This window comes from Chloracidobacterium sp., from assembly GCA_015075585.1.
Classification (GTDB): Bacteria; Acidobacteriota; Blastocatellia; order Pyrinomonadales; family Pyrinomonadaceae; genus OLB17.
The window spans coordinates 260,565-280,671 of record JABTUB010000001.1; the positions used below are offsets into that span (position 1 = coordinate 260,565).

The window sequence follows — 20,107 nt, forward strand, 5'->3', positions numbered from 1 at the left end:
TATTCTTATAGAAAGCGCCGATCGAGCAGCGAACGATGAAGATCTTTCACGGAACAGAGAATGCGAGCATTGCCAAACCGACGGTTCTGACGCTTGGCGTGTTCGATGGCCTGCATCTCGGCCATCAAGAGATAATGAAGATCGTGGTCGAACGTGCCAAGGAGCTGGGCGCCGTTTCGACCGCGATCACGTTCGATCCGCATCCGCGTGCCGTACTGCATCCTGAGTCGGCTCCGCCGCTGCTTCAAACGCTCGATCAGCGGCTTGCCAATCTCGAAGTTCTCGGGATCGAGCAGGCCATCGTCATCGCATTCACCAAAGAATTCTCGCGGCAGCCCGCCGAGGATTTTATTTTGCATACGATCCACGAGCGGCTTCATGCTAAAGAGGTTTATCTCGGAAAAGGTTTTGCCTTCGGCCGCGGCCGCGGCGGGAATATAGAACTGCTGAAGCATGAGAGCGAAAGGTTCGGCTTCTTTGCCGACGAGGTCGGCGAAGTGAAACTGCGGGGCCGCAGGATAAGTTCATCGGAGATACGCAAGCTGCTGTCCGAGGGACGCGTTAACCTTGCTCGGCGAATGCTGGGCCGCCCCTACGGTATCGAGGGCGAAGTTGTGCGCGGTCATCGCCGGGGGCACACGATCGGCTTTCCGACCGCGAATCTCAATCCCGTGAATCGCGTCGTGCCGAAATTCGGCGTTTACGCGACCGCTACGCTTATAGACGGCAATTGGTGCAAGAGCATCACGAATGTCGGTGTGCGGCCGACATTCGACGGTGCCGATATGTCGGTCGAAACGCATATTTTCGATCTCGATAAGGACCTTTACGGTGATGTACTGCGGGTACGCTTTCTGCATCGCATTCGTGACGAAATGAAGTTCGGCGGCATTGACGAGCTTCGGGCACAGATAGAGCGTGATATCGCACGCGCGTTGAACTATTTCGGACGGCAGGGCGTAAAGAATATGCCTGCGATGTGAGTGTCAGTACGCGGGCGCAATGGTGACTTCTTTGGCATATAGTGCGTGAGCATCGGCATCGAAGCATTTTCTTAGCCGGACAATTGCAGGCTCAAGGAATGAGACAGGGCGGAAGATGGAAGAACTTGCGTTAAAGGAAAGGGCGGCCGTCGGCGATGCGCGCGGCGGCAATGTTCAAAGGCCGCTGCCATCCGTCAAGAAGGGCTATGGAAAGATCGCCGGTACTATACGCCTGCTCAGCATATCGCGTGTTATCGCGATGCTCTCGCTTTATCTTTACCTCGATCAATACGACATTCACCGCAAGCACCATCTCAGACGAATGGATGCTCGTATGGCAAAGGCGATCTCACTGACGCGTGCGGCGGTTTACGGCGAGAAGCTCGTCCGTATAAAGCAGTGGTTCTTTCACATCTTGATGCTTGCGTTGCGCCGTTTCTATGTCGGAACGGAACGCGACAAAGAAACGAACCAAGAGCGGCAGGCAGTTTGGCTAAAGAACAAGCTCATCAAGCTCGGGCCGACCTTCATCAAGATGGGGCAGTCGATGGGTACGCGTGCCGACCTTCTGCCGCTGCCATTTGTCAAGGAGCTCGGTACGCTGGTGGATCAAGTGCCGCCATTCCCGAATGAGGTCGCGCATTCCATCATAGAGCGCGAACTTGGGCGAAAGATCACCGATATTTTCAGCGAGTTTGACGCCGAACCTATAGCTGCGGCCTCACTCGGGCAGGTGTATCGTGCGAGGCTTAACAGCGGCGATGAAGTTGCCGTTAAGGTTCAGCGGCCGAACCTTGAACACACCATCGCGGGCGACATCGTGATATTGAAAAGGGTTGCTCGCTTTGCCGAACGCTTTCCGCAGCTTAACGAGAACGCTGATTGGGTCGGTATGCTGCGCGAGTTCGACGCAACCATCCACGAAGAGATGGATTATGTTGCCGAAGGGCACAACGCGGAGCGGTTCCGCGACAGTTTCCGCGATTGGGCGAACATACACGTTCCCGCTATCCATTGGGAAGCCGTTTCAAAGCGTGTACTTACAATGGAGTTCATCCGCGGTATCAAAGTTACCGATCTCGACGAGCAGGCCCGCCGCGGCGTTTCGCCCGCGAAGGTGAACCGGCTGTTGATCAAAACCTATCTCAAACAGCTTTTGGAAGACGGCTTCTTTCACGCCGATCCGCATCCCGGCAACTTGCTTGTGATGGATGACGGGCGGCTCGCGTTCTTCGATTTCGGCATGGTCGGCCGCATCGCTCCGGACTTGCAGTCAAAGATGATCGATGCCTTTTTCCACGTCGTGGGCAAGGATCCGGCAGGCATCGCTCAAGACCTTATCGATCTGGATTTCCTAAAGCCGGGAACTCCGCAAGCAACGGTAAAACCTGTTGTCGAACGTATGTTCGAGTTTCATTTCAACCTGAAGCTAAAGGATGTCAACTTTAAGGAGCTCGCCTACGACCTCGCAGATGTGATATATGATTATCCGTTCCGTCTGCCGTCGAATTTCACGTATATTATGCGTGCTCTGATGACGCTCGAAGGCATCGGCATCATAACGGACCCGGAATTCAACTTCTTCGAGACGGCAAAGCCGTATGCAAAGGAATTCATGCTGCGGCGTGAGGGGCGCGACTTCAAAAAGCTTTTCGTCGATAAGCTGTTGGGCCGCGGCCCCGAAGGCAAGATAGACTGGGACCGCACATGGAAGCTGGCCAAAATGGCGTTCAAGACGGTCCTGAACGGCTAAACACGGCTCGTTTTGGCACGGCTTTGAATTCAGACTCGCGCAGGATGACATCGGGTCATCTTTGAATGGACAAAAACGTCAACGAAAGGTCGGACCTGGTGCTTGCGCGTGAACTGATTCTCACGCACGGTTGGAATTCGACCGCCTTTCAGATCGTCAATCCGGGCATTGAGCGCTGGTTCGCCGCTGACGCTGACGCAGTGATAGGCTTTGTGCGTTCAAACGGGGTTCGGGTCGTTGTCGGTGCTCCTGTGTGTAAAAAGGAGCGCCTCGGCGACATCATCCGAGAGTTCGAGGCCGAAGCGGACAAGGCGGGTGAGGGCGTCTGCTATTTTGCCGCCGAATCCCGGCTTGAAACGCTGGTCTCAGGCGATGAGCGTTACAGCCGGATACTGCTTGGGGCACAACCTGTATGGAAGCCTCCTGATTGGCCTGCCGCCGCGGCCGGAAGCAGATCGATGCGGGCGCAACTGAACCGTGCACGCAACAAGGGCGTTAAAGTTGAAGAATGGCCTATCGAGCAAGCCGGAAGCAATAAGGATCTTGCTGATTGCCTTACGCGATGGCTCGCGACAAAAGGACTGCCGCCGCTGCGCTTTATGGTCGAATCCGACACGCTTGAGCGGCTTGCGGCCCGCCGGGTTTTTGTCGCGAAACATAACGGAACGGTAGCAGGCTTTGTGGTACTCTCGCCGGTGGTTCAAAAGAATGGCTGGCTTTTTGAGCAATTTCCGCATCGTCCCGGAGCACCGAACGGTACGGTCGAGCTGATGATCGATACGGCAATGCGTACGATTGCCGATGATGGGTTCGGGTATGCGACGCTGGGCCTATCGCCGCTCTCATGCCGCGCCGATGTGCCGCCGCAGGAACAGCCGCTCTGGCTGCGGATCTTCCTCGGCTGGATACGAAAGCATGGGCAGCGGTTCTATAACTTTGACGGCCTCGATGCGTTCAAGGCGAAGCTTATGCCGGTGATGTGGGAGCCTGTATTCGCGGTCTCAAATGAACCGCGGGTTTCGATTCACACACTTTATGCGATAGCCGGTGCGTTCAGCGGCAACGCTCCGATACGGCTTTTCGCAAAGGCTCTCGTCAAAGCCGCCGCAACGGAGGCCCGCTGGGCAAAGCAGCGGATCGTACGCAGAGCATGACGAGCGCAGACGATATCATTCTGATCCGATACGCGGATGAACCGCCGGACACGTTCCTCGACAGTGCTATCTGGCAGGCAGCGGACGCGACCGAGATAAAAACCTACTGGTCAGGCGAAGCCGCACCTGCGAGCAGGCATTTTACTGCTCGGCTGCTATGGTCGAGCGAGGCCTTGTACACACGGTTCGATATGGATAATGCCGAGCCGCCGATCGTCAGCGATAAGCCGGATGCTTCGGCAAAGTCGATAGGCCTTTGGGAACGCGACGTGTGCGAGCTTTTCATCTCACCTAACAATGATGAACCCTACAAATATTTCGAATTTGAGGTCGCTCCGACCGGCGAATGGCTCGACCTCGGCATCGAGGTCATTGAGGGTGAACGGAAGACGGACTGGGACCTTGATTCACAAATGAGCGCCGCCGCGCGTATCGACTGCGATGCGATCGTGATGGCGATCAGGGTGCCGTTCACAGCATTCGGCACTGCTCCGAAACCTGACGGCCTGTGGCCGGGCAACCTCTTTCGCTGTGTCGGCTCGGGGCCGACGCGCGGCTACCTTGCGTGGCGGCCGACGATGACGCCGCAGCCCTCTTTTCATGTGCCGTCAGCGTTCGGAAAATTTCGATTCGTCAAATAGGCGTCAAGCCGTCATTCCGCCGTCAACGGGTATGACTTGGCCGGTGATGTAGCTCGAAGCATCCGAGGCGAGGAAGACCGTAACGCCTTTCAGTTCGCCTGCCTCACCGATACGCGGAATGATGTTGTCCTCTCGGATCTGATTTTCGTAGATGTCGATCACGCGGTCAGCGAGCCTTGAGTGAAAGAAGCCCGGCGCGATCGCATTTACGCGGATACCGCGGCGTCCCCAGCTTGCGGCAAGCTCACGCGTAAGGCCAATCAGACCTGCCTTACTGGCGGCATAGCCTGCATAAAACGGGCCATTTGCCGAGGATGTCAGCCCGGCAACGGAAGTTACATTTATGATGGAGCCGCCGTTATTATCGAGCATGCGGCGGCCGGCGGCCTGTGCAAAAAGGAATGAGCCGGTGAGGTTGATGTCGATGACCTTCTGCCACTGCTCGAGGGTCATATCCTCCGGCATCGAACCCCAAGAAACGCCGGCATTGTTGATGAGAATATCGACCTTGCCGAACGCAGATACAGTTTCTGCGACGACCTTCTCGACATCGTCCGGAACACTGACGTCGCAGGCAGTGGCTGCTGTATTGAAACCGCGTGCGGCGAGTTCTGACACGGATCGATCGAGCCACTCGGAGCGGCGTGCGCACAACATAAGGTTGGCTCCGGCCTCGCCGAGCGCCTCTGCCATTTCGCGGCCAAGCCCCCGCGAGCCGCCGGTAACTATTGCCGTTCGGCCCGTCAGGTCGAAGAGTTCGCGTACGTTCCTACTCATATTTGCAGATCGAGTGCGGTTGAGATCTGCCCCACCGTTTCGCCGCGGCGGCTCTTTACCGCCATTGGCGACATATCGGCTAGCTCAACGCCGTCAACGACGCCGAGCCGGCGCAGGATATCCGCCGCAACGACCGGCCTCGCCTTGTGATCGTCGCCGTCCTCGACCTTGAGGGCGATCGCGAGGCCATTTGCCCAGCGTTCTGACGGCAGCACGCCGCAAAGCCAAACACCGTCCGCACCTACCTTTGAGATCAATTTGGCGTGTCCGGCCTGCATGAGCCGCGTGTCGAGGCGTCCCGTCCCGCCGATCAGCTCAGGATGGTTCAGCATGGCTGCGACGATACGCTTTGCCGCCGCATTTGTAACCTCGTGGAACTTCGAAGCATCGAGCAGATTCAGATAACTGACGGCAAGCGAACGCAGCGGCAGGGCAAAATTCGGTGCAGAACAGCCGTCAACGCCCACGGCAATGCTTTCTTCCGAAACCTCCGCAAACTCGGCGATGCATCGTAATATACGCTTTTGGATGCGGTTCGTCGGCGAATCATAATCCGCAGTATCGGCTCCGATGTGCCGTGCGAAGGCAAGCATCGCGGCGTGTTTGCCTGAGCAGTTATTGTAAATCTGCGACGGCGTTTCGCCGGCGGCTATCAAGCGGTGAGCATCAGGCTGGCTGAAGGGCAGATGCGAGCCGCAGCGGAGATCGGCTTCGGTAAAGCCCGCCTTTGCGAGCATTGATGCAGCGATCTCGACGTGGTGGGCCTCGCCGGAATGCGAGGCGGCCGCGAGTGCCAGTTCGGCCTCGGTAAAGCCGAAAGCATCGGCGGCGCCGCTTGTTATAAGCGGTATAGCCTGAAACGCCTTTGCGGACGAGCGGTAATATACGACCGTGTCGATATCGCCGGCGGATGCTATTACATTCCTTGCACCATCGAGGATCAAAAGATGTCCGCGATGGATAGATTCGACGGTGTTGCCGCGGATTACGCGGGCGATTATGTCTGCGCTCATGATCCTATCCTGCTCCTGCAAGCATCGAACGCGCGTTCTCGCGGGCGGCTTCGGTCACGGCCTCACCGGCGAGCATACGTGCGATCTCTTCTACTCGTTCCTTGGGGCTAAGCTCAGCCGCAGAGATCGACGTCCTGCCATTTTCCGCTGTCTTAGTTATTACGAAATGTCGATCCGCAAGCGATGCGATCTGCGGCTGGTGTGTAACGCACAGTATCTGATGGCCTTGCGATAATGCTTTCAATTTGCGGCCGACCGCTTCAGCGACACGCCCGCCGATACCGGCGTCGATCTCGTCAAAGACGACGGTCCGCGAGTCGGCACCAAGCTGCGCCGCGGTCTTTATCACAAGCATCAGACGCGAAGCCTCGCCGCCCGATGCGATCTTAACAAGTGGCCGAACGGGTTCGCCCGGATTTGCCGAGAAGTAGAACTCGGCAATGTCCGTTCCTTGTGAGCTGAAAGCATTCTCATCACTCGTTAGACGGACTTCGAATACTGCGGCCTCAAGAGCTACATCGGCAAGGCCGTCCATAACCTTGCCGGCCAGCGAACGTGCGGCCTTGGTGCGCGATCGACGCAGCTTTTCGGCAGCGGACATATAGACAGCGGCCAAGACCTCAAGCTGCTTGCGAAGTTCGGCTTCGCGCAGTTCGGCCGAGCCGATATTCTCAAGCCTTTCTGCAGAACGCTCCCTGTGTTCGAGTACCTGCTCGATCGTACCGCCGTACTTGCGCTTCAGGTGGGCGATCGCTGCAAGCCGCGTTTCGATCTCGTCGATATGTTCAGGCGAAAAGTCTAGCCGTGAACGCACATCTCGGGCCGCGAATGCAAGCTCTTCAAGAAGCGCCTGTGCCGAAGCGATGCCTTCGGTAAATTCCGCAAATGCCGGGTCGAACTCTGCCAGCTCATTGACACGGCGGGCGGCACGCTCGAGAGTTGCAAGCGTCGCATCGTCACGCTCGTACAACAGGCCGTAAGCCTCCTCGCTTGCCACTGACAGCTTTTCTGCATTTGCAAGGCGGCGCTTTTCAGCCTCAAGTTTTTCGTCCTCGCCGGTGTGAAGGGCCGCGCGGTCGATCTCATCGATCTGAAATTTCAGAACATCTACAAGTTGGAGCTTTTCTTGCTCGTCGTGCCGAAGCGACGCGAGCTGCTCGCTGACCAAATTCCATTCGTTATACGCTGCCGCGATTTTTTCGAGCAGATCGTGATGGCCCGCGAACTCGTCAAGTATCGAGAGATGTGCGGCAGCATCGTAGATCATCGCCTGCTCGCCTTGGCCGTGAATATCGACAAGCCTGTCTCCGATGCGTTTCAGCAAGGCCAGTGTAACAAGCCGTCCGTTGACGAAGATGCGGTTCCTTCCGGCCGCCGATATCTCGCGGCGGATCACTATCTCATCGCCTGTGTCGATGCCGCTTTCGACAAGCAATGCGTCAAGCACGGTATCATCGGCGGTAAAGATACCTTCGATCACTGCGGTGTCGGCACCCTGCTTGATCAGATCGCTGCTTGCCCTGCCGCCTGCCAGGGCATCGAGGCTGTCAACAATGATCGATTTGCCCGATCCGGTCTCACCGGTCAAAAGATCGAGCCCTTCGCCGAACGCGATAGAAAGCTCGTCGATCAATGCGACATTGCTGATCTTTAGAAAGCTAAGCATTCACTTTCGCGGCACGACACCCTCGCCTTTAAGCCATTTGCCGCCGGAAAATATCGCGTCAGGCGGCTCGGTGCCTTCGAGGCCTGCGGCGTTAAGATCGATGCTGCGGGCCGTTCGGTAAAATAGAAGTTCCATCAGCTCACCCGGTTTTAGCGTACTGAATCGCGGGACGACATTGAATCCTGATGCATCGTATTCTTCAAGCCCGCTTACCTTTCCGATATTCCCGACAGAACGGATCCTTACCGGTTGGAACGCGCTCGCGCGGGTACGCTCCGTAACGCCGGCGATGTCAACATTCTTTCCGCCGACCGATGCCGAGCGAAATACAAAGTTAACGAGGCCGCCGGAACTGTTCTCATGCAGAGTGAGGTAGGCACCGGGATCTTCATTCTTCTCGCTTCCGGTGGCGAGCGCTCGAAGGGCCGTCATATATGCGACGAAGTTCATCTTAACAAGGAACGACTCGTCCTTGCCGTAAAGCCCTCCTGTTTCGACCAAGATGACCGGAGTTCCCCACGCCGTGAAATTATCACCGAACGCCGATGCTGTATATTCATCGTCATAGCGGGCAATGTGGCCGGGAATGAATTGTTCGAGCGCGCGAACCATCGCCGCTGCAAGGCGCTTGTTGCGTTCAATGCCGTCATTTGTCGTCTTTGCCGCGTCGCCGTAAACAACAAGAAGCGAGACAGAGGCCTGCGCATTAGTCGGCCCCACGGTCGTAAGATACTTTTGATTGTGCAGGTTAAAGCCGATGTTGGGGTGCCATGCATTGTGGAGTTCTTTCAGAAGGCGAGCTTCAGGCGTGCGCAATTTAACGGCGTCGCGGTTTATGTCGAGATTCTGGAGGTTTACTCGTGTAAAGCCTTCGGCGCCGTCGGGGTTGAGCATCGGCACGGCGCGCAACGTCAATTTTGTAGCGATATCCTTGATGCCCGGCTCGCTCTTATTCTTTTCGAGATATGCAAAGAGGTCGATCAGAGCAGATGTCGCAGTAGGCTCATCGCCGTGCATTTGCGACCATAGAAAAACCTTTAGCGGCCCGCTTCCGAACTCAAGCTGATAGATCTCACGTCCGGCACCGCTCTTGCCGACCTCGCTTGCCGAAACGCCGATCTTGCGAAGCTGTTCGATGTAGACCTTAAGGTCGGAGTGCCTGACATCGGACGGGAATTTGTTCGAGATGTGACCCTCATCCCAGATCGTGCCAAATTCTTTTGCGGTCTGCGCGGATAAGTTCATTGACGATCCGATCAGGATCAGCACCAAAAGCCAAGCCCTTTTCATTACAATAAGATAAACCGATAAAGCGGATATTGCGAAACCGCGATCAAGCCTTTACCGCAAGTACGTCGCTGTAGAGTTTCTCGACCGCCTCGGCCATCGTGTCGGCTGAGTAACGCGTGCGTGCGGCAGAGCGAAGCCGTTCGGCGGTCCTGCGGCGAAGCGGCTCGTCCGAAAGAAGCTTGATGACCGACGCGGCAATTGAAAGAGCATCATTGGGCGGTACGAGCGGTGATATCTCGCCGATGATCTCGCGAGCTGCGGCAGTATCGGTAGCAACGACCGCTGTTCCGGCGGCCATCGCCTCAAGCGGCACAAGCCCCAAACCCTCGGCCTGAGCAGGTGAAACGAAAACATCGAAGGCACAAAGCGGCGGCGTGAGGTCGGCGATCCAATCAAGCCATAGAAATCTGTCTTCGAGGCCGAGCACAGAAACAAGCCGCCTAAGCTCGCGTCGAAAACGTTTATCTATCGAGCGGTCAACCCCGGCAATGACGAACCGGCAATCGGGAACGTGCTTAACGATCTCATTTGCAGCGAGGACAAAGTCGCGTTGCCCCTTTGACGGCATGAGTTGGCCGATGGTTCCGACAAGCGGAGCATCAGCGTTCAGAGAGTGGAGCTTACGAAATTCGGCTCCGAGATCGAGCCTGTCGTAGCTGCCAAAGGCGATGCCGTTCGGGATCAGACGGATCTTTTCTTTCGGGAAACTTTTCGCCAGTTCGCGTTCGGCACCTGCCGAAACGGCGATAGCAGCATCGATATTCCTGAGCGCCAGCCTGTGGAAAGGCTTTAGCGGAAGTGCGGCATGGCGTGTGATGACGCATTTGGCGGCCGGCGTAAGGCGTTTTGCAAGGGCGGCAGCCAGATAATCACGTGCAAGATGCGCATGAATGATGTCGATGCCGTTGTCCTTCAAAAAGCCGGCGATCGCCTTGGCATTGAACATACCGAAAGAGTTGCGTACCGATAAATGCAGGAAGCGGTCGGCAGGAAGGAACTCGAACAGCGTTTGCCACTCATTCGTCGGCCGAAGGGCAACGAACACCTCATGTCCGCGGTCATCGAGCGAACGGCAAAGGTCTAGTATACGACGCTCGCCTCCGCCGAAGGTCTTTGCCGATGATATCTGCAGGATACGCACAAAGGAAAGATACACGACACTGACAGACAAAAAAAGGCACGCCCGAATGAACGAGCGTGCCTGAGATCCTAAAAAGGACGAGTTAGAACTGGAAGCGAGCCGAAAACTGGATCTGACGTTCGCGATAGAGTGTACTGTCGGTGGACGTGACAGCTCCAAAATTCGTGTTGTAGTTAAGCACCGTGCCGCTGCGCGTATAGAGCGTCGTATTGACGCCGAATACATGCGTACGGTTGACGATATTGAACGCTTCGCCGAGGAACTCGAGGGCCATCGTTTCGTTGAATTTGAAACGCTTCGAGAGCCGCAGATCGAGATTCCACATTGCAGGCAAACGATAGAAGTTGCGGGGATTGAGCGGGAAACGGTTGTCACCGTTCGATCCGTTAAGGCTCGTTCCCGAAACATTACCGTCATACGGCCTGCCTGAGTAGAAGACGTAGATCGGAGCGACCGACCAGCCGTTCAGGATGTAGTTGTAGAACGACGTCTTCGGGCCCTTGTAGAACTGAGGTGCCCACACTGCGTTGAAGACCAGCTTGTGACGAACGTCAAAGTTGCTTGGGCCTTCATCATAGCTGCGGTCGAAGGCATCGTACGGGCTGTTGTTCTGCGTAAAGGTCGCCGAGTTTTGGTTAGTATCGGTCGCCCTTGCGAGAGTGTAGCTCGCATTCATCTGCAGGCCTCTTGTGAAGCGGCGGTTGAATTGGAATACAACTGCATTGTACTCGGAATTGACCGTGCTTTGGATCTGGGTCAACTGCTGGAACGCGGTGTTCGCACGCCCGTAGAGCGGCAGTGTGAATGTCGTTCCGGGGCCGCCGCTGACCGTATAGGTCGTCGATCCGACAAGTTTGAGATTCTGATCGACAAAGGTCGGAAGGTTCCGGCCCAAGCTGCCGATGTACGAAACCGAAACCGCCGTGTTCTTCCAGAGCTGATGTTCAAGCACGATGTCGTACTGATTGATCAGCGGGAACTGGAAGTCACGTGCGAAGAACTGTATCGCACCAAGCGTGAAGCTTGCAGGATTGTTCGGCAGGATGTTCGGGAAGAACGGAGCGTTCGGGTTCGGTGTCGAACCGGTCGCGATCGGTACGCTCATCTGTGCCTGGCCTGCCGGATTGCCGGTGTTGATCAGAGCATTATAGATGGTCGAGTTCGGGATACGGCCATAATAGATGCCGTAACCGGCGCGAAGCGATGTGCGGCCGTCACCGAAAACATCATACGCGAGACCGACGCGCGGACCGAAGTTGTTCTTGTCATTAGGAAGCGTCGAGGTTGCCTCGGCAAGCGTGCGGAGATCATTCGGGATCTGAGCTGTGCTTGAGTTCGGCAGCATTGCCGACGGCAGCGAGACATACTCCCAGCGGAGGCCGAGGTTGATGGTCAAACGCGGCGTGATGCGGTAATCATCCTGTGCAAAGAAGTTGTACTCAGTTGTTGAGAACTTGAGGCCGTATGAGCCGATGCCCTGGCTGTAGTTGCTCGTATAGCACTTTCCGGGAACACGGCCGACGCCGGTCGGGTTGGTCGCACAGGTCGAGATCACGCTTGAAGGCGTCGAGAAGCGTACATAATCAACGATGAAATCATTGATGTTGTTGTACGAATAACCGCCTGATTCATAGCGAAGATTCTGTGTATCATCCTTAACGTGGTTGATATCAGCACCGAACTTGAATGTGTGGCGGCCGCGGATGTAGGTCAGCGAATCAGCGAACTGGAAGCGCTTTTCATCCGGATATTTCGGCCTTTCAAGGAAATTCGGGATACCGAACTGCAGACCGTTCGTCAGGAACACGTTCGGCGAGCGCGGGCCGAGGAACGTATGGCCGGTCTGCGGCTCGCCCGGAAGCGGCTCTTGGCTGGTCTGGAACTCGAGGTCGCGGCCGTACTGGAAGCGGAATTCGTTCAGGATATTCGATGAGAATGTGCTCTGAAGACGAGCGTTGACCGAATCAACGTTCACATAGTCATTGCCGAACGAGTGACGTCCGTAGTAGTTGACGGCCTGTGTCTGAATACCGGCCGGCGACTTCCAGCGAAGGCGGTTGTAGCTGATCGAGAACGTATTGTTCGAATTAACGTGCCAATCGATCTTCGGGAAGAATATCTTCTGATTTCCCTTACGCGGTGTCTCGCCGGTAAGCGAATTGAGAAAGTTCAGCGTGCTGTCGATCTGGGGATTGGTAAGGCCGAGGCCCAACAAGAGCGTGCGGTTCGCGGTGTTGAGGTAGCCCGGATTCTGGAAGACCGAAAGCCCCGGGAAGTTGCGGCGCTGCTGATCGTAGCTGAAGAAGAAGAACAGTTTGTCCTTCACGATCGGGCCGCCGATCGCTCCGCCGAACTGCTCACGAAGGTCGACAGGCTTCACCGGAACCCTTGTCGACACGCCGCCGACAAGCACTGACCCGAACTGCAGCGGATTGCGTGCACCGTTCCGGTTATTGCGGTTGTAGTAGAACAGTTCGCCGTGGAACTGGTTCGTTCCGCTCTTGGTAACAGCGTTGGTCACGCCGCCGGCGCTTCGTCCGTATTCGGCTGAGTAGTTCGATGTGTTCACCTGAAACTCGCGGATCGACGATTGGCTGATAACGTAGTTGATGCGTGTGCGGCCACGCTCTTCTGAGAAGAACGCCTGGTTGTTGTCACCGCCGTCGATCGTGTTGTTATTCAGCAGACCCGAAATACCGCGGAAGCTGATCAGGCCGAAGGTTCCGTCGGGAACCGCGTTCGGGCTGAGGATCGCGAAGTTCGACCAGCGGCGGCCGTTGATCGGAAGATCATTGATCGCAGTTTGGTTGAAGTTGCTTGTGCTTGAGTTGTCGCTCGTGTTGATAACGGGCGCTTCTGCGGTAACTTCGACGACAGCTTCTGCCGTGCCGACAGAGAGCTTCACATCGACCGGCGTTGCGCGGCCGACCTCTACGATGACCGGCTCGGCCTTCGCAGGTGCAAAGTTGCCGGAAGTGATCTCAACGCGATACGTTCCGGGGTTGAGTTGGGTCACGCTGTATGCGCCGTCCGAGGTTGCCGTTACGGTCACAGTTGCGTTCGTACCTAAATTGGTAACTTTTACGGTGGCGTTAGGCACAAAAGCACCGGCTTGATCAGTGATCTTACCGTTGATACCGCCGGTTACGGTTGACTGAGCAAAGATCGTCGCGGCACTCAGTATGAGTGCGAACGCGATGGCCGATGCCAGCTTTCCTAAATAATTCTTGAACATTGGATTTTGACTCCGTCTATTTTGGTTTCTTTGTCCTTTTTGAGGGCTTTCTGCCCGTCAAATATTAGTTTTTCGGATTTTTATTGCGGATTTTGGATTGAGATGAGATGGGAATTTGTTCATCGTGTTCGAACCGCAACTTCCTTAAATACTGCAAACTATTGCTGCACAAGCTTTTACCACTTAACATAGCCTTCCAAATCGATCGAACAAAGCAGATGGGGCAAAAGCGTAGTAGCTCACTCTTGAACACGCAAATTTAGTACCTTTCCGCGCCTGAAATAGCCGATCGCGGCGTTTGCGCCCAATATTTCGGCAGCACGCATTCGGCTGAATAAACGCACATTCGGTCGGCTTTGTCTTGCTAATTGTAATGCCTTATGTTACAAACGTTCTTCACTTTGCGGAGAGTGCTTTGCAATAGTGATGTTTTTGAAATTTTTATCAGTATCGCGGATACTTGACTTTTTTGTAAAAATGACCTAGATTTGCGTTTCCTTTTAATGAGGAAACGCCGGTAAGGCGGTTTTTATATAGCATTGAATAAGTAGGACCAAGGGGGAAATAATGGCTAACGCGGAATACGCAACTGCATCATACAAAACGCCATTGCATCATAGAATTGTCGCAAGCATGCCGGTATTGGCAAGCTGGGTTGATGAGAAGAGCGGCCAGACGGTATCGGTCGAGGGGCTGACGGAAAATCTTGGGGAGAATAGTGCCCTCGTCAACCTGGAGATACTGCCGCCTGTCGGTTCGGCTGTCCAACTCAAGATCATGGGCGAGAAAAAGCCGATCATCGAAGTTTCGACACAGGTCATCCGTGTCGAGCGCGATCCGAGCAAGCCTATGGCGGCACTGTCGATCATCGAGAATCTGCGAAAGTGGAAGAACGTTGCTATGACGGCGGCACAAGAGTGGGTAACACGGCATTGGCATCTTAATTATGAAGAAGAGTGGGTCAACTGACACTGCTCAGACAGGTAAATGTGAAAAGCGGCAAGCTCCGAAAAGAGCCTGCCGCTTTTTTGTGTTGATGGATCTGCCGCGTTACTCAATGGCAACGCCGATAAAGTCCATGTTGAACATATTATCGTTCACCGTTCCGGTCCAAGGCGTGAAAGTGAAGCGCTTGGACGTCGGAGCGATGGTGTACGTCTCGCCCGGTGTCAGATTCTCGAACGAGTAATAGCCGAACGAACTCGTGGTAGTGAACAATCTCGCACCCGATGAGCCTGACGTTGTTAGCGAGACCTTGGCGTTAGCTATGCCTTGCCCCAGCACGTTCGTAAGACGGCCCGATATACTGACACTGGTGAGGGCGACAGGTGTCGGAACCTGTACCGGAACAGTCATAGGCGCGCCGGTCTTAAAGAAGCCGATGATCGCATTGCCATTCTGAGGCGGTCGGTTCGAATCGAAGCGGATGTTATAAAGCGTTCCCCATCGAACGGCGTTAGCATTCGGATTCCCGAGAAAGGTTTCCGAACCCCACGTCACCGTGCCGTCACCCATTGTTTGTGTCCATGGCGCACTGCTGAAGCCTTCGTTCAAGGCAGTGCCGTCATTTGCCCAACCGGGATGCTGCGGCGGAGCATGGAATCCGACGTTGCTCAGAGTTATGCCGGGGCCCGTTGGTATCGTCAGCGACTGTATCGCACGATCCAGGTCCTGGTTATAGATAGCATATTCGTAGTGCCAGACGCCGGCCGATGGATTAGTTACCTTATAACCCAACATAGCGATGCCGTCAGCGGCCGGATCGGGTTGTACGATCTGGATCGTAGCACCTGTCCACGCTGTGATCGCGGCCTTCTGTCTCTGCGTCGATCCCTGCGGCGAGAAGCTGAACGGGCTTGTGGTTCCCGAGACCGAATACTGGCGATATGAGACGTTATTGTTCATATTGCACTGGCCCGGATGCGATTGACACCAAGTGTATTCCGACGGCGTAACATACTGGCCTTCGGCGTAGTATTTCGCGCCGGAGTTCATGCTGGTGTTCAGGTCGTTGACCTCGACGAGTACGCGGTGCGAAGTGCTAGTGTGCGAATGCCCGGTGTGATTGTTGTTCGGTGTGGCACTGTCGCCGCGCGGATAGAAGCCGGTGAATGGGTTGACCCATGCACGCGATCCGAGGTTCGGCCCTGCGTTCAGGCTGGTGCTGTATGGGTCCGAACACCCCGCACCGAGCTGCGAACCGCCAACGCCGTTACAGCCGTAACCGCAGAGATTATTCGTCAATGCAGTAAAGCCGTGTTTGACCGATGATTGGCCGATCTGCTCAAAACGATCGCCGTTCGCGCTCATTCGATAAAGATTCTGCGGAATGACCGGATGATTGTTGTTCGGGTTCTGATACCAGCCCAGGTTCTCCGAACCGGCGTTGCACGAATCGGTTCCTACCGCGAGTCCGACCTGCGTACCCACTTGGCTGCCGTATTGTGCGAGGCCTGAGAGATCGCCGACGATGACATCCGGGCCGGGTACGAGGCTGGCATTCGACTCCATGCCGAATCCTGCGGGAAGCACGGTGCCGGTCTCTTCGCCGTTGACAACGCTTGTCATCTCGACCGTGCGGAGGTTCATATCAACATTGATAGCACCGACGATCGCACCGGCAAGGGCTGTCTTGCGCAGGCTCTGAGCGAATTCAGGCGAAACGAGCAAACGGCCGCCTTTGATCGCAAGCGATGGGCCGGCAGGATTATATTCCCACTCGTGCCCCTCGATATTGAAGAACGTGAAACCCGTTTCGCTGTCGCGTACGGCAAGCTCATACTGGCCGCCCCAAGGCAGGCTCTCGATCATTAGCTTGTTGTACGAGGCGGCAAGTGCGGACGGTACGGCGGGCCTGTTCGCCGGCTTTACGTCCATCGAGCTGGGCATCGGGCCGCGGAGCTCGTCATTGAAGACGAGCAGTTTGAAGAATGAATCGGGTTCGATCTCAAAGCGAAGCGGTTCATTCGTAGTGCCTCTGGTTCGGGCGTTATTCAACTTGCTCAGGTCAACCTGCATCGACACGTCGCCGTTAGCGACGATCATCTTTTCAAGTTTGCCGGTCGGGCCGCTGGCAACGGCGCTCGTCTCCTGTTCTGATACAGCGAATGCGATACCGATGACCAGACAAAATCCTAAAATTGCGAGAACGACACGGATCTTGCCGTTCGCTGATCTTCTTTTCATCAGACTTCTCCTAACTATTTTGCCTATGACCGAGGACCGACGTTATGACCGGCCTCAATTTCTCGAAGGAAATACCGCAGTATTTTAATAAAATGCGCACGGCAATGTCAAAAATCGCGCGGAAGTGAACAAGCGAAAGCACGAGTGGCTCAATTCACCTGATTTGAAACACCACTTCTAATATTGGAAACTGAATGCGGTGAAAAAGGTTGAATTCGGGCAGTAAAAATTCGAGGACCACAGGCACGAGCAGGCGCGAACTTCCGGTGATCGACGGAAAAGCCGGGAGGCCGAAGGGCGTGGTCCACTCGCGCGCGAGCAAATGGCGTGCGATCGTGCTCACGACTTTGACCGCGCTGATGGTCATCCATTTCGTCCAGTGGAAATGGTCGGGAACGACAGTTTCGCCGATCGAACCGTCGGAGGCGATGTACACGCTGCAACGCGGGGTCGTCAACGCCGGATTCATCTTCTTCACGCTCGCAATAATCGCCGCACTGATATTCGGCCGCTTTATTTGCGGTTGGGGCTGCCACATCGTGGCGCTTCAGGACCTTTGTGCGTGGCTGCTAAAAAAGATGGGCCTCAAACCGCGGCCGTTCCGCTCGCGTCTGCTGGTTTATGTTCCGGTTATCGTTGCGTTTTATATGTTCGCATGGCCGATCATCGGGCGATTTTTGATGAAACAGCCGGGCGAATCCCTTTTCCCGGAATTCTCGAATCACCTTATTACCGGCGAATTCTGGTCGTCATTTCCGCCGCTTGTTGTTGCCGTACCTTTCCTCTTCATTTGCGGATTTATGACGGTCTATTTTATGGGTTCGAAGGGTTTCTGTACCTATGCGTGTCCTTACGGTGCGGTTTGGGGCATTGCGGAACGCGTCGCTCCGGGCAGGATACGAGCGACGGATGCCTGCGACCAATGCGGCCTTTGTACAGCCGCGTGTACATCGAATGTGCTCGTGCATCTTGAGGTCGAAAAATACAAGATGGTTGTCGATCCCGGCTGTATGAAGTGTATGGACTGCGTAAGTGTATGCCCGCAGGACGCGCTTTTTTTCGGGTTCGGCAAGCCGCCCATCGGACTGAAACGCACGGTAAAGTCGTCCTCGCTGACTTGGCCCGAGGAGATCGGAGCCGCGATCGTCTTTGCGTTCTCGTTCTATGCCGTGTGGGATATCTATCAGATCGTGCCTATGTTCATGGCGCTCGGGATCGCGATCGTCGTAACGTATCTTGCGATGCGGTCGTGGCGTATCCTGACAAGCGACAGCGTAGCGTTCTACAAATTCGGCCTTGTTCTCCGCGGCAAGATACGCTCGGCGGGATGGGTGTTCCTGTTCATATCAGCCGCCGTAGCGGGCTTGATCCTGCATAGTGCATGGATAAGGTATCACGAGGCCTTCGGAACGCGGGCATTCGAGCTTGTTCAGCTGCCGGATGAGCTGGCTCTGGCTCAGTCAGATCCGTCAACTTGGCTCACGCCCGAGGCTCGGTCCGAGGTCGCAAAGGGCAGGCGGCACCTCGAACTTGCTCGTAAATACGGCCTTTTTATTAACGATCCGGCGCTGTCGAAACTGGCTTGGCTCGAATTTCTTTCCGGTAACGCCGAACGCGCGGTCGTCCTGCTCGGCATTGCCGCCGACAGACACGACGGCCGAGACCGTGCGATAAACCTGTATTATCGCGGGGCGATCCTTGATCGGCTCAAGCGTTACGACGAAGGATCGGCAGACCTTGACCGTGCATTGGCGGAGCGGCCCGATCTGATCGTTGCCTACGAGGAGAAAGGCGAGGCGCTTTGGCAGCTCGGCCGTCGGAATGAGGCAATGGCGGAATGGAAAAAAGCCCTCGATGCGAACGAGTCGCTGCCGCTTGCAGCAAATGTTTATGCGGGTGCCCTTGCAGCGAGCGGTGACGCGGATGCGGCGGCGGCGCAGATCGCCATTGCAGACCGCAATACGCCGCAGAGTTCTCATTTCCATTGGATGCTTGGGCTGCGGCTGCAAAATCTCGGTATGACAGACCTTGCGGGCAAGCATTTCCAGAAAGCGGCGGAAATGGATCCGGCATTTGCGGCAAAGCGCCGCCCGAGCCGCCAACAATGACAGTCCAACGAATACGCTTGGCCGAACATCAATAGATAAGATGAAACTAGCAGCGGCATTGATCGCAATATTGTGTATAGCGTCCTTGATTTCGGCTCAAGAGAAGCCGATGACGCGGGCCGAGTTCGTGCGGATGCTATATGCCCTTGAAAAAGCACCCTCAAAAAGACAGGAAGTGCTTGCTGCGTTACGGCGTCGCGGCATTGATTTTGTTGTCAATGACGGCATTCGCAGCGTAACTCGATCAAAGAGTGCGAATGATGACGAGATCAAGCGTGCCCTCGAAGAAGCCGACCGCCGGCGTGCGAACCCCGAAGCCGCAAAACTGCCGTCATCGGCCGAATGGGACACGATCCTTGAAAAGGCCCGTGCCAACGCCGCCGAAGCCCTGGCTGAAATGCCTGACTTTGTTGTAAAGCAGCTCATAACACGAAGTGAGGCATATGCCGGAACGGGCAATTGGCGTCCGTACGACAATCTTGTGATCGGCGTAAGCTACAGCACGGAAAAGGGCGAGCAGTATAAGGTGCTTGCAAAGAATGGAGCGCCCGTTACTGATTCGACGGTTCAGAACAGCTACAGCGGGCTGGACGGCGCTACGTCCGGCGGTGAGTTCGTCGAGGATCTGAAAAAGATATTCAAGCCCGAGAGCAAGACGCGGTTCGAGCCGCTGACGACCGACGTCATACGGGGGCGGCGGGCGGTCGTGTATGAATACGAGATCGATATCGAGAATAATAAGGACGGCGGCGTAGGATTGAAGGGAGCGGTGTACGCATCGTCGCCTGCGGGCGAGAAAGGCCGCATCTGGATCGACCGCGATACTTTCCGCGTACTTCGCATCGACTATCAACTGACGAACATTGAACCTGCGTTCCCCGTAAAGGCCGTAACAAAATCGATCGATTATGACATGGTCGAGATCTCGGGCGATAAATATCTGCTGCCTACGCTGTCCGATTTTCGCGGAACGGTAGAAGAGTCGGGAAAGCGCTTCGAGCAGCGGAACGTGATCAGATTCAGGAATTATCAGAAATACGGTACGGATGTTGTGATATTGGATGACGACGTAAAACCCGAGCCGGAGAAGAAAGATCAATAACGAGTTGCGGCCCGACGTTTATTTGTGCCTTATGGATCGCCTGACGATACCGTTCGCA

The 20,107-nt window shown here is 55.5% G+C and carries 14 protein-coding genes; 7 read left to right on the forward strand and 7 right to left on the reverse strand.

Features of this window, described 5'->3' with window-relative positions:
- The first annotated feature begins 35 nt into the window (after positions 1-35).
- The 4 genes from HS105_01200 to HS105_01215 all read left to right on the forward strand — a co-directional run bounded on the left by HS105_01200 (position 36) and on the right by HS105_01215 (position 4,531).
- Positions 36-983, forward strand: coding sequence for a bifunctional riboflavin kinase/FAD synthetase (locus HS105_01200; protein MBE7515219.1), 948 nt, complete (start codon positions 36-38; stop codon positions 981-983).
- A 115-nt stretch (positions 984-1,098) separates the two neighbouring features.
- A complete protein-coding gene (locus tag HS105_01205) occupies positions 1,099-2,736 on the forward strand; it encodes an AarF/ABC1/UbiB kinase family protein (GenBank protein ID MBE7515220.1) in 1,638 nt (545 codons plus the stop codon).
- A gap of 65 nt (positions 2,737-2,801) precedes the next feature.
- Positions 2,802-3,890, forward strand: a complete 1,089-nt coding sequence (locus tag HS105_01210; protein MBE7515221.1) for a DUF2156 domain-containing protein — start codon at positions 2,802-2,804, stop codon at positions 3,888-3,890.
- The gene (locus HS105_01215) at positions 3,887-4,531 is read left to right on the forward strand and encodes a carbohydrate-binding family 9-like protein (GenBank protein ID MBE7515222.1); all 645 of its coding nucleotides are present in this window, start codon (positions 3,887-3,889) and stop codon (positions 4,529-4,531) included. Before HS105_01210 ends, HS105_01215 begins: the two co-directional genes overlap by 4 nt.
- A 3-nt stretch (positions 4,532-4,534) precedes the next feature.
- Here HS105_01215 and HS105_01220 read toward each other — a convergent pair whose 3' ends face one another.
- From HS105_01220 to HS105_01245, 6 genes are read right to left on the reverse strand one after another with little or no spacing between them, the layout of a single operon-like run.
- The gene (locus HS105_01220) at positions 4,535-5,308 is read right to left on the reverse strand and encodes a glucose 1-dehydrogenase (GenBank protein MBE7515223.1); all 774 of its coding nucleotides are present in this window, start codon (positions 5,306-5,308) and stop codon (positions 4,535-4,537) included.
- Positions 5,305-6,321 carry an asparaginase gene (locus HS105_01225; protein MBE7515224.1) on the reverse strand — a complete coding sequence of 339 codons (1,017 nt, stop codon included), beginning with the start codon at positions 6,319-6,321 and terminating at the stop codon, positions 5,305-5,307. Before HS105_01225 ends, HS105_01220 begins: the two co-directional genes overlap by 4 nt.
- Before the next feature lie 4 nt (positions 6,322-6,325).
- Positions 6,326-7,987, reverse strand: coding sequence for a DNA repair protein RecN (gene recN, locus HS105_01230; GenBank protein ID MBE7515225.1), 1,662 nt, complete (start codon positions 7,985-7,987; stop codon positions 6,326-6,328).
- Positions 7,988-9,277, reverse strand: coding sequence for a peptidase M14 (locus HS105_01235; protein ID MBE7515226.1), 1,290 nt, complete (start codon positions 9,275-9,277; stop codon positions 7,988-7,990).
- A 43-nt stretch (positions 9,278-9,320) separates the two neighbouring features.
- Positions 9,321-10,448 carry a glycosyltransferase family 4 protein gene (locus HS105_01240; GenBank protein MBE7515227.1) on the reverse strand — a complete coding sequence of 376 codons (1,128 nt, stop codon included), beginning with the start codon at positions 10,446-10,448 and terminating at the stop codon, positions 9,321-9,323.
- Between the two features lie 52 nt (positions 10,449-10,500).
- Positions 10,501-13,653, reverse strand: a complete 3,153-nt coding sequence (locus HS105_01245) for a TonB-dependent receptor (protein MBE7515228.1) — start codon at positions 13,651-13,653, stop codon at positions 10,501-10,503.
- A gap of 567 nt (positions 13,654-14,220) precedes the next feature.
- Between HS105_01245 and HS105_01250 the strand changes: the two genes are divergently transcribed.
- Positions 14,221-14,622: a hypothetical protein gene (locus HS105_01250; protein ID MBE7515229.1), complete on the forward strand. Its 402-nt coding sequence runs from the start codon at positions 14,221-14,223 to the stop codon at positions 14,620-14,622.
- An 81-nt stretch (positions 14,623-14,703) separates the two neighbouring features.
- Here HS105_01250 and HS105_01255 read toward each other — a convergent pair whose 3' ends face one another.
- On the reverse strand, positions 14,704-16,839 hold the full coding sequence (locus tag HS105_01255; protein MBE7515230.1) for a carboxypeptidase regulatory-like domain-containing protein: 2,136 nt from the start codon (positions 16,837-16,839) through the stop codon (positions 14,704-14,706).
- Positions 16,840-17,105: 266 nt separating this feature from the next.
- Between HS105_01255 and HS105_01260 the strand changes: the two genes are divergently transcribed.
- Complete coding sequence (locus HS105_01260; protein MBE7515231.1) at positions 17,106-18,947, forward strand: 4Fe-4S binding protein; 1,842 nt, start codon at positions 17,106-17,108, stop codon at positions 18,945-18,947.
- A 40-nt stretch (positions 18,948-18,987) separates the two neighbouring features.
- Positions 18,988-20,049: a hypothetical protein gene (locus tag HS105_01265; GenBank protein ID MBE7515232.1), complete on the forward strand. Its 1,062-nt coding sequence runs from the start codon at positions 18,988-18,990 to the stop codon at positions 20,047-20,049.
- Positions 20,050-20,107 lie beyond the last annotated feature (58 nt).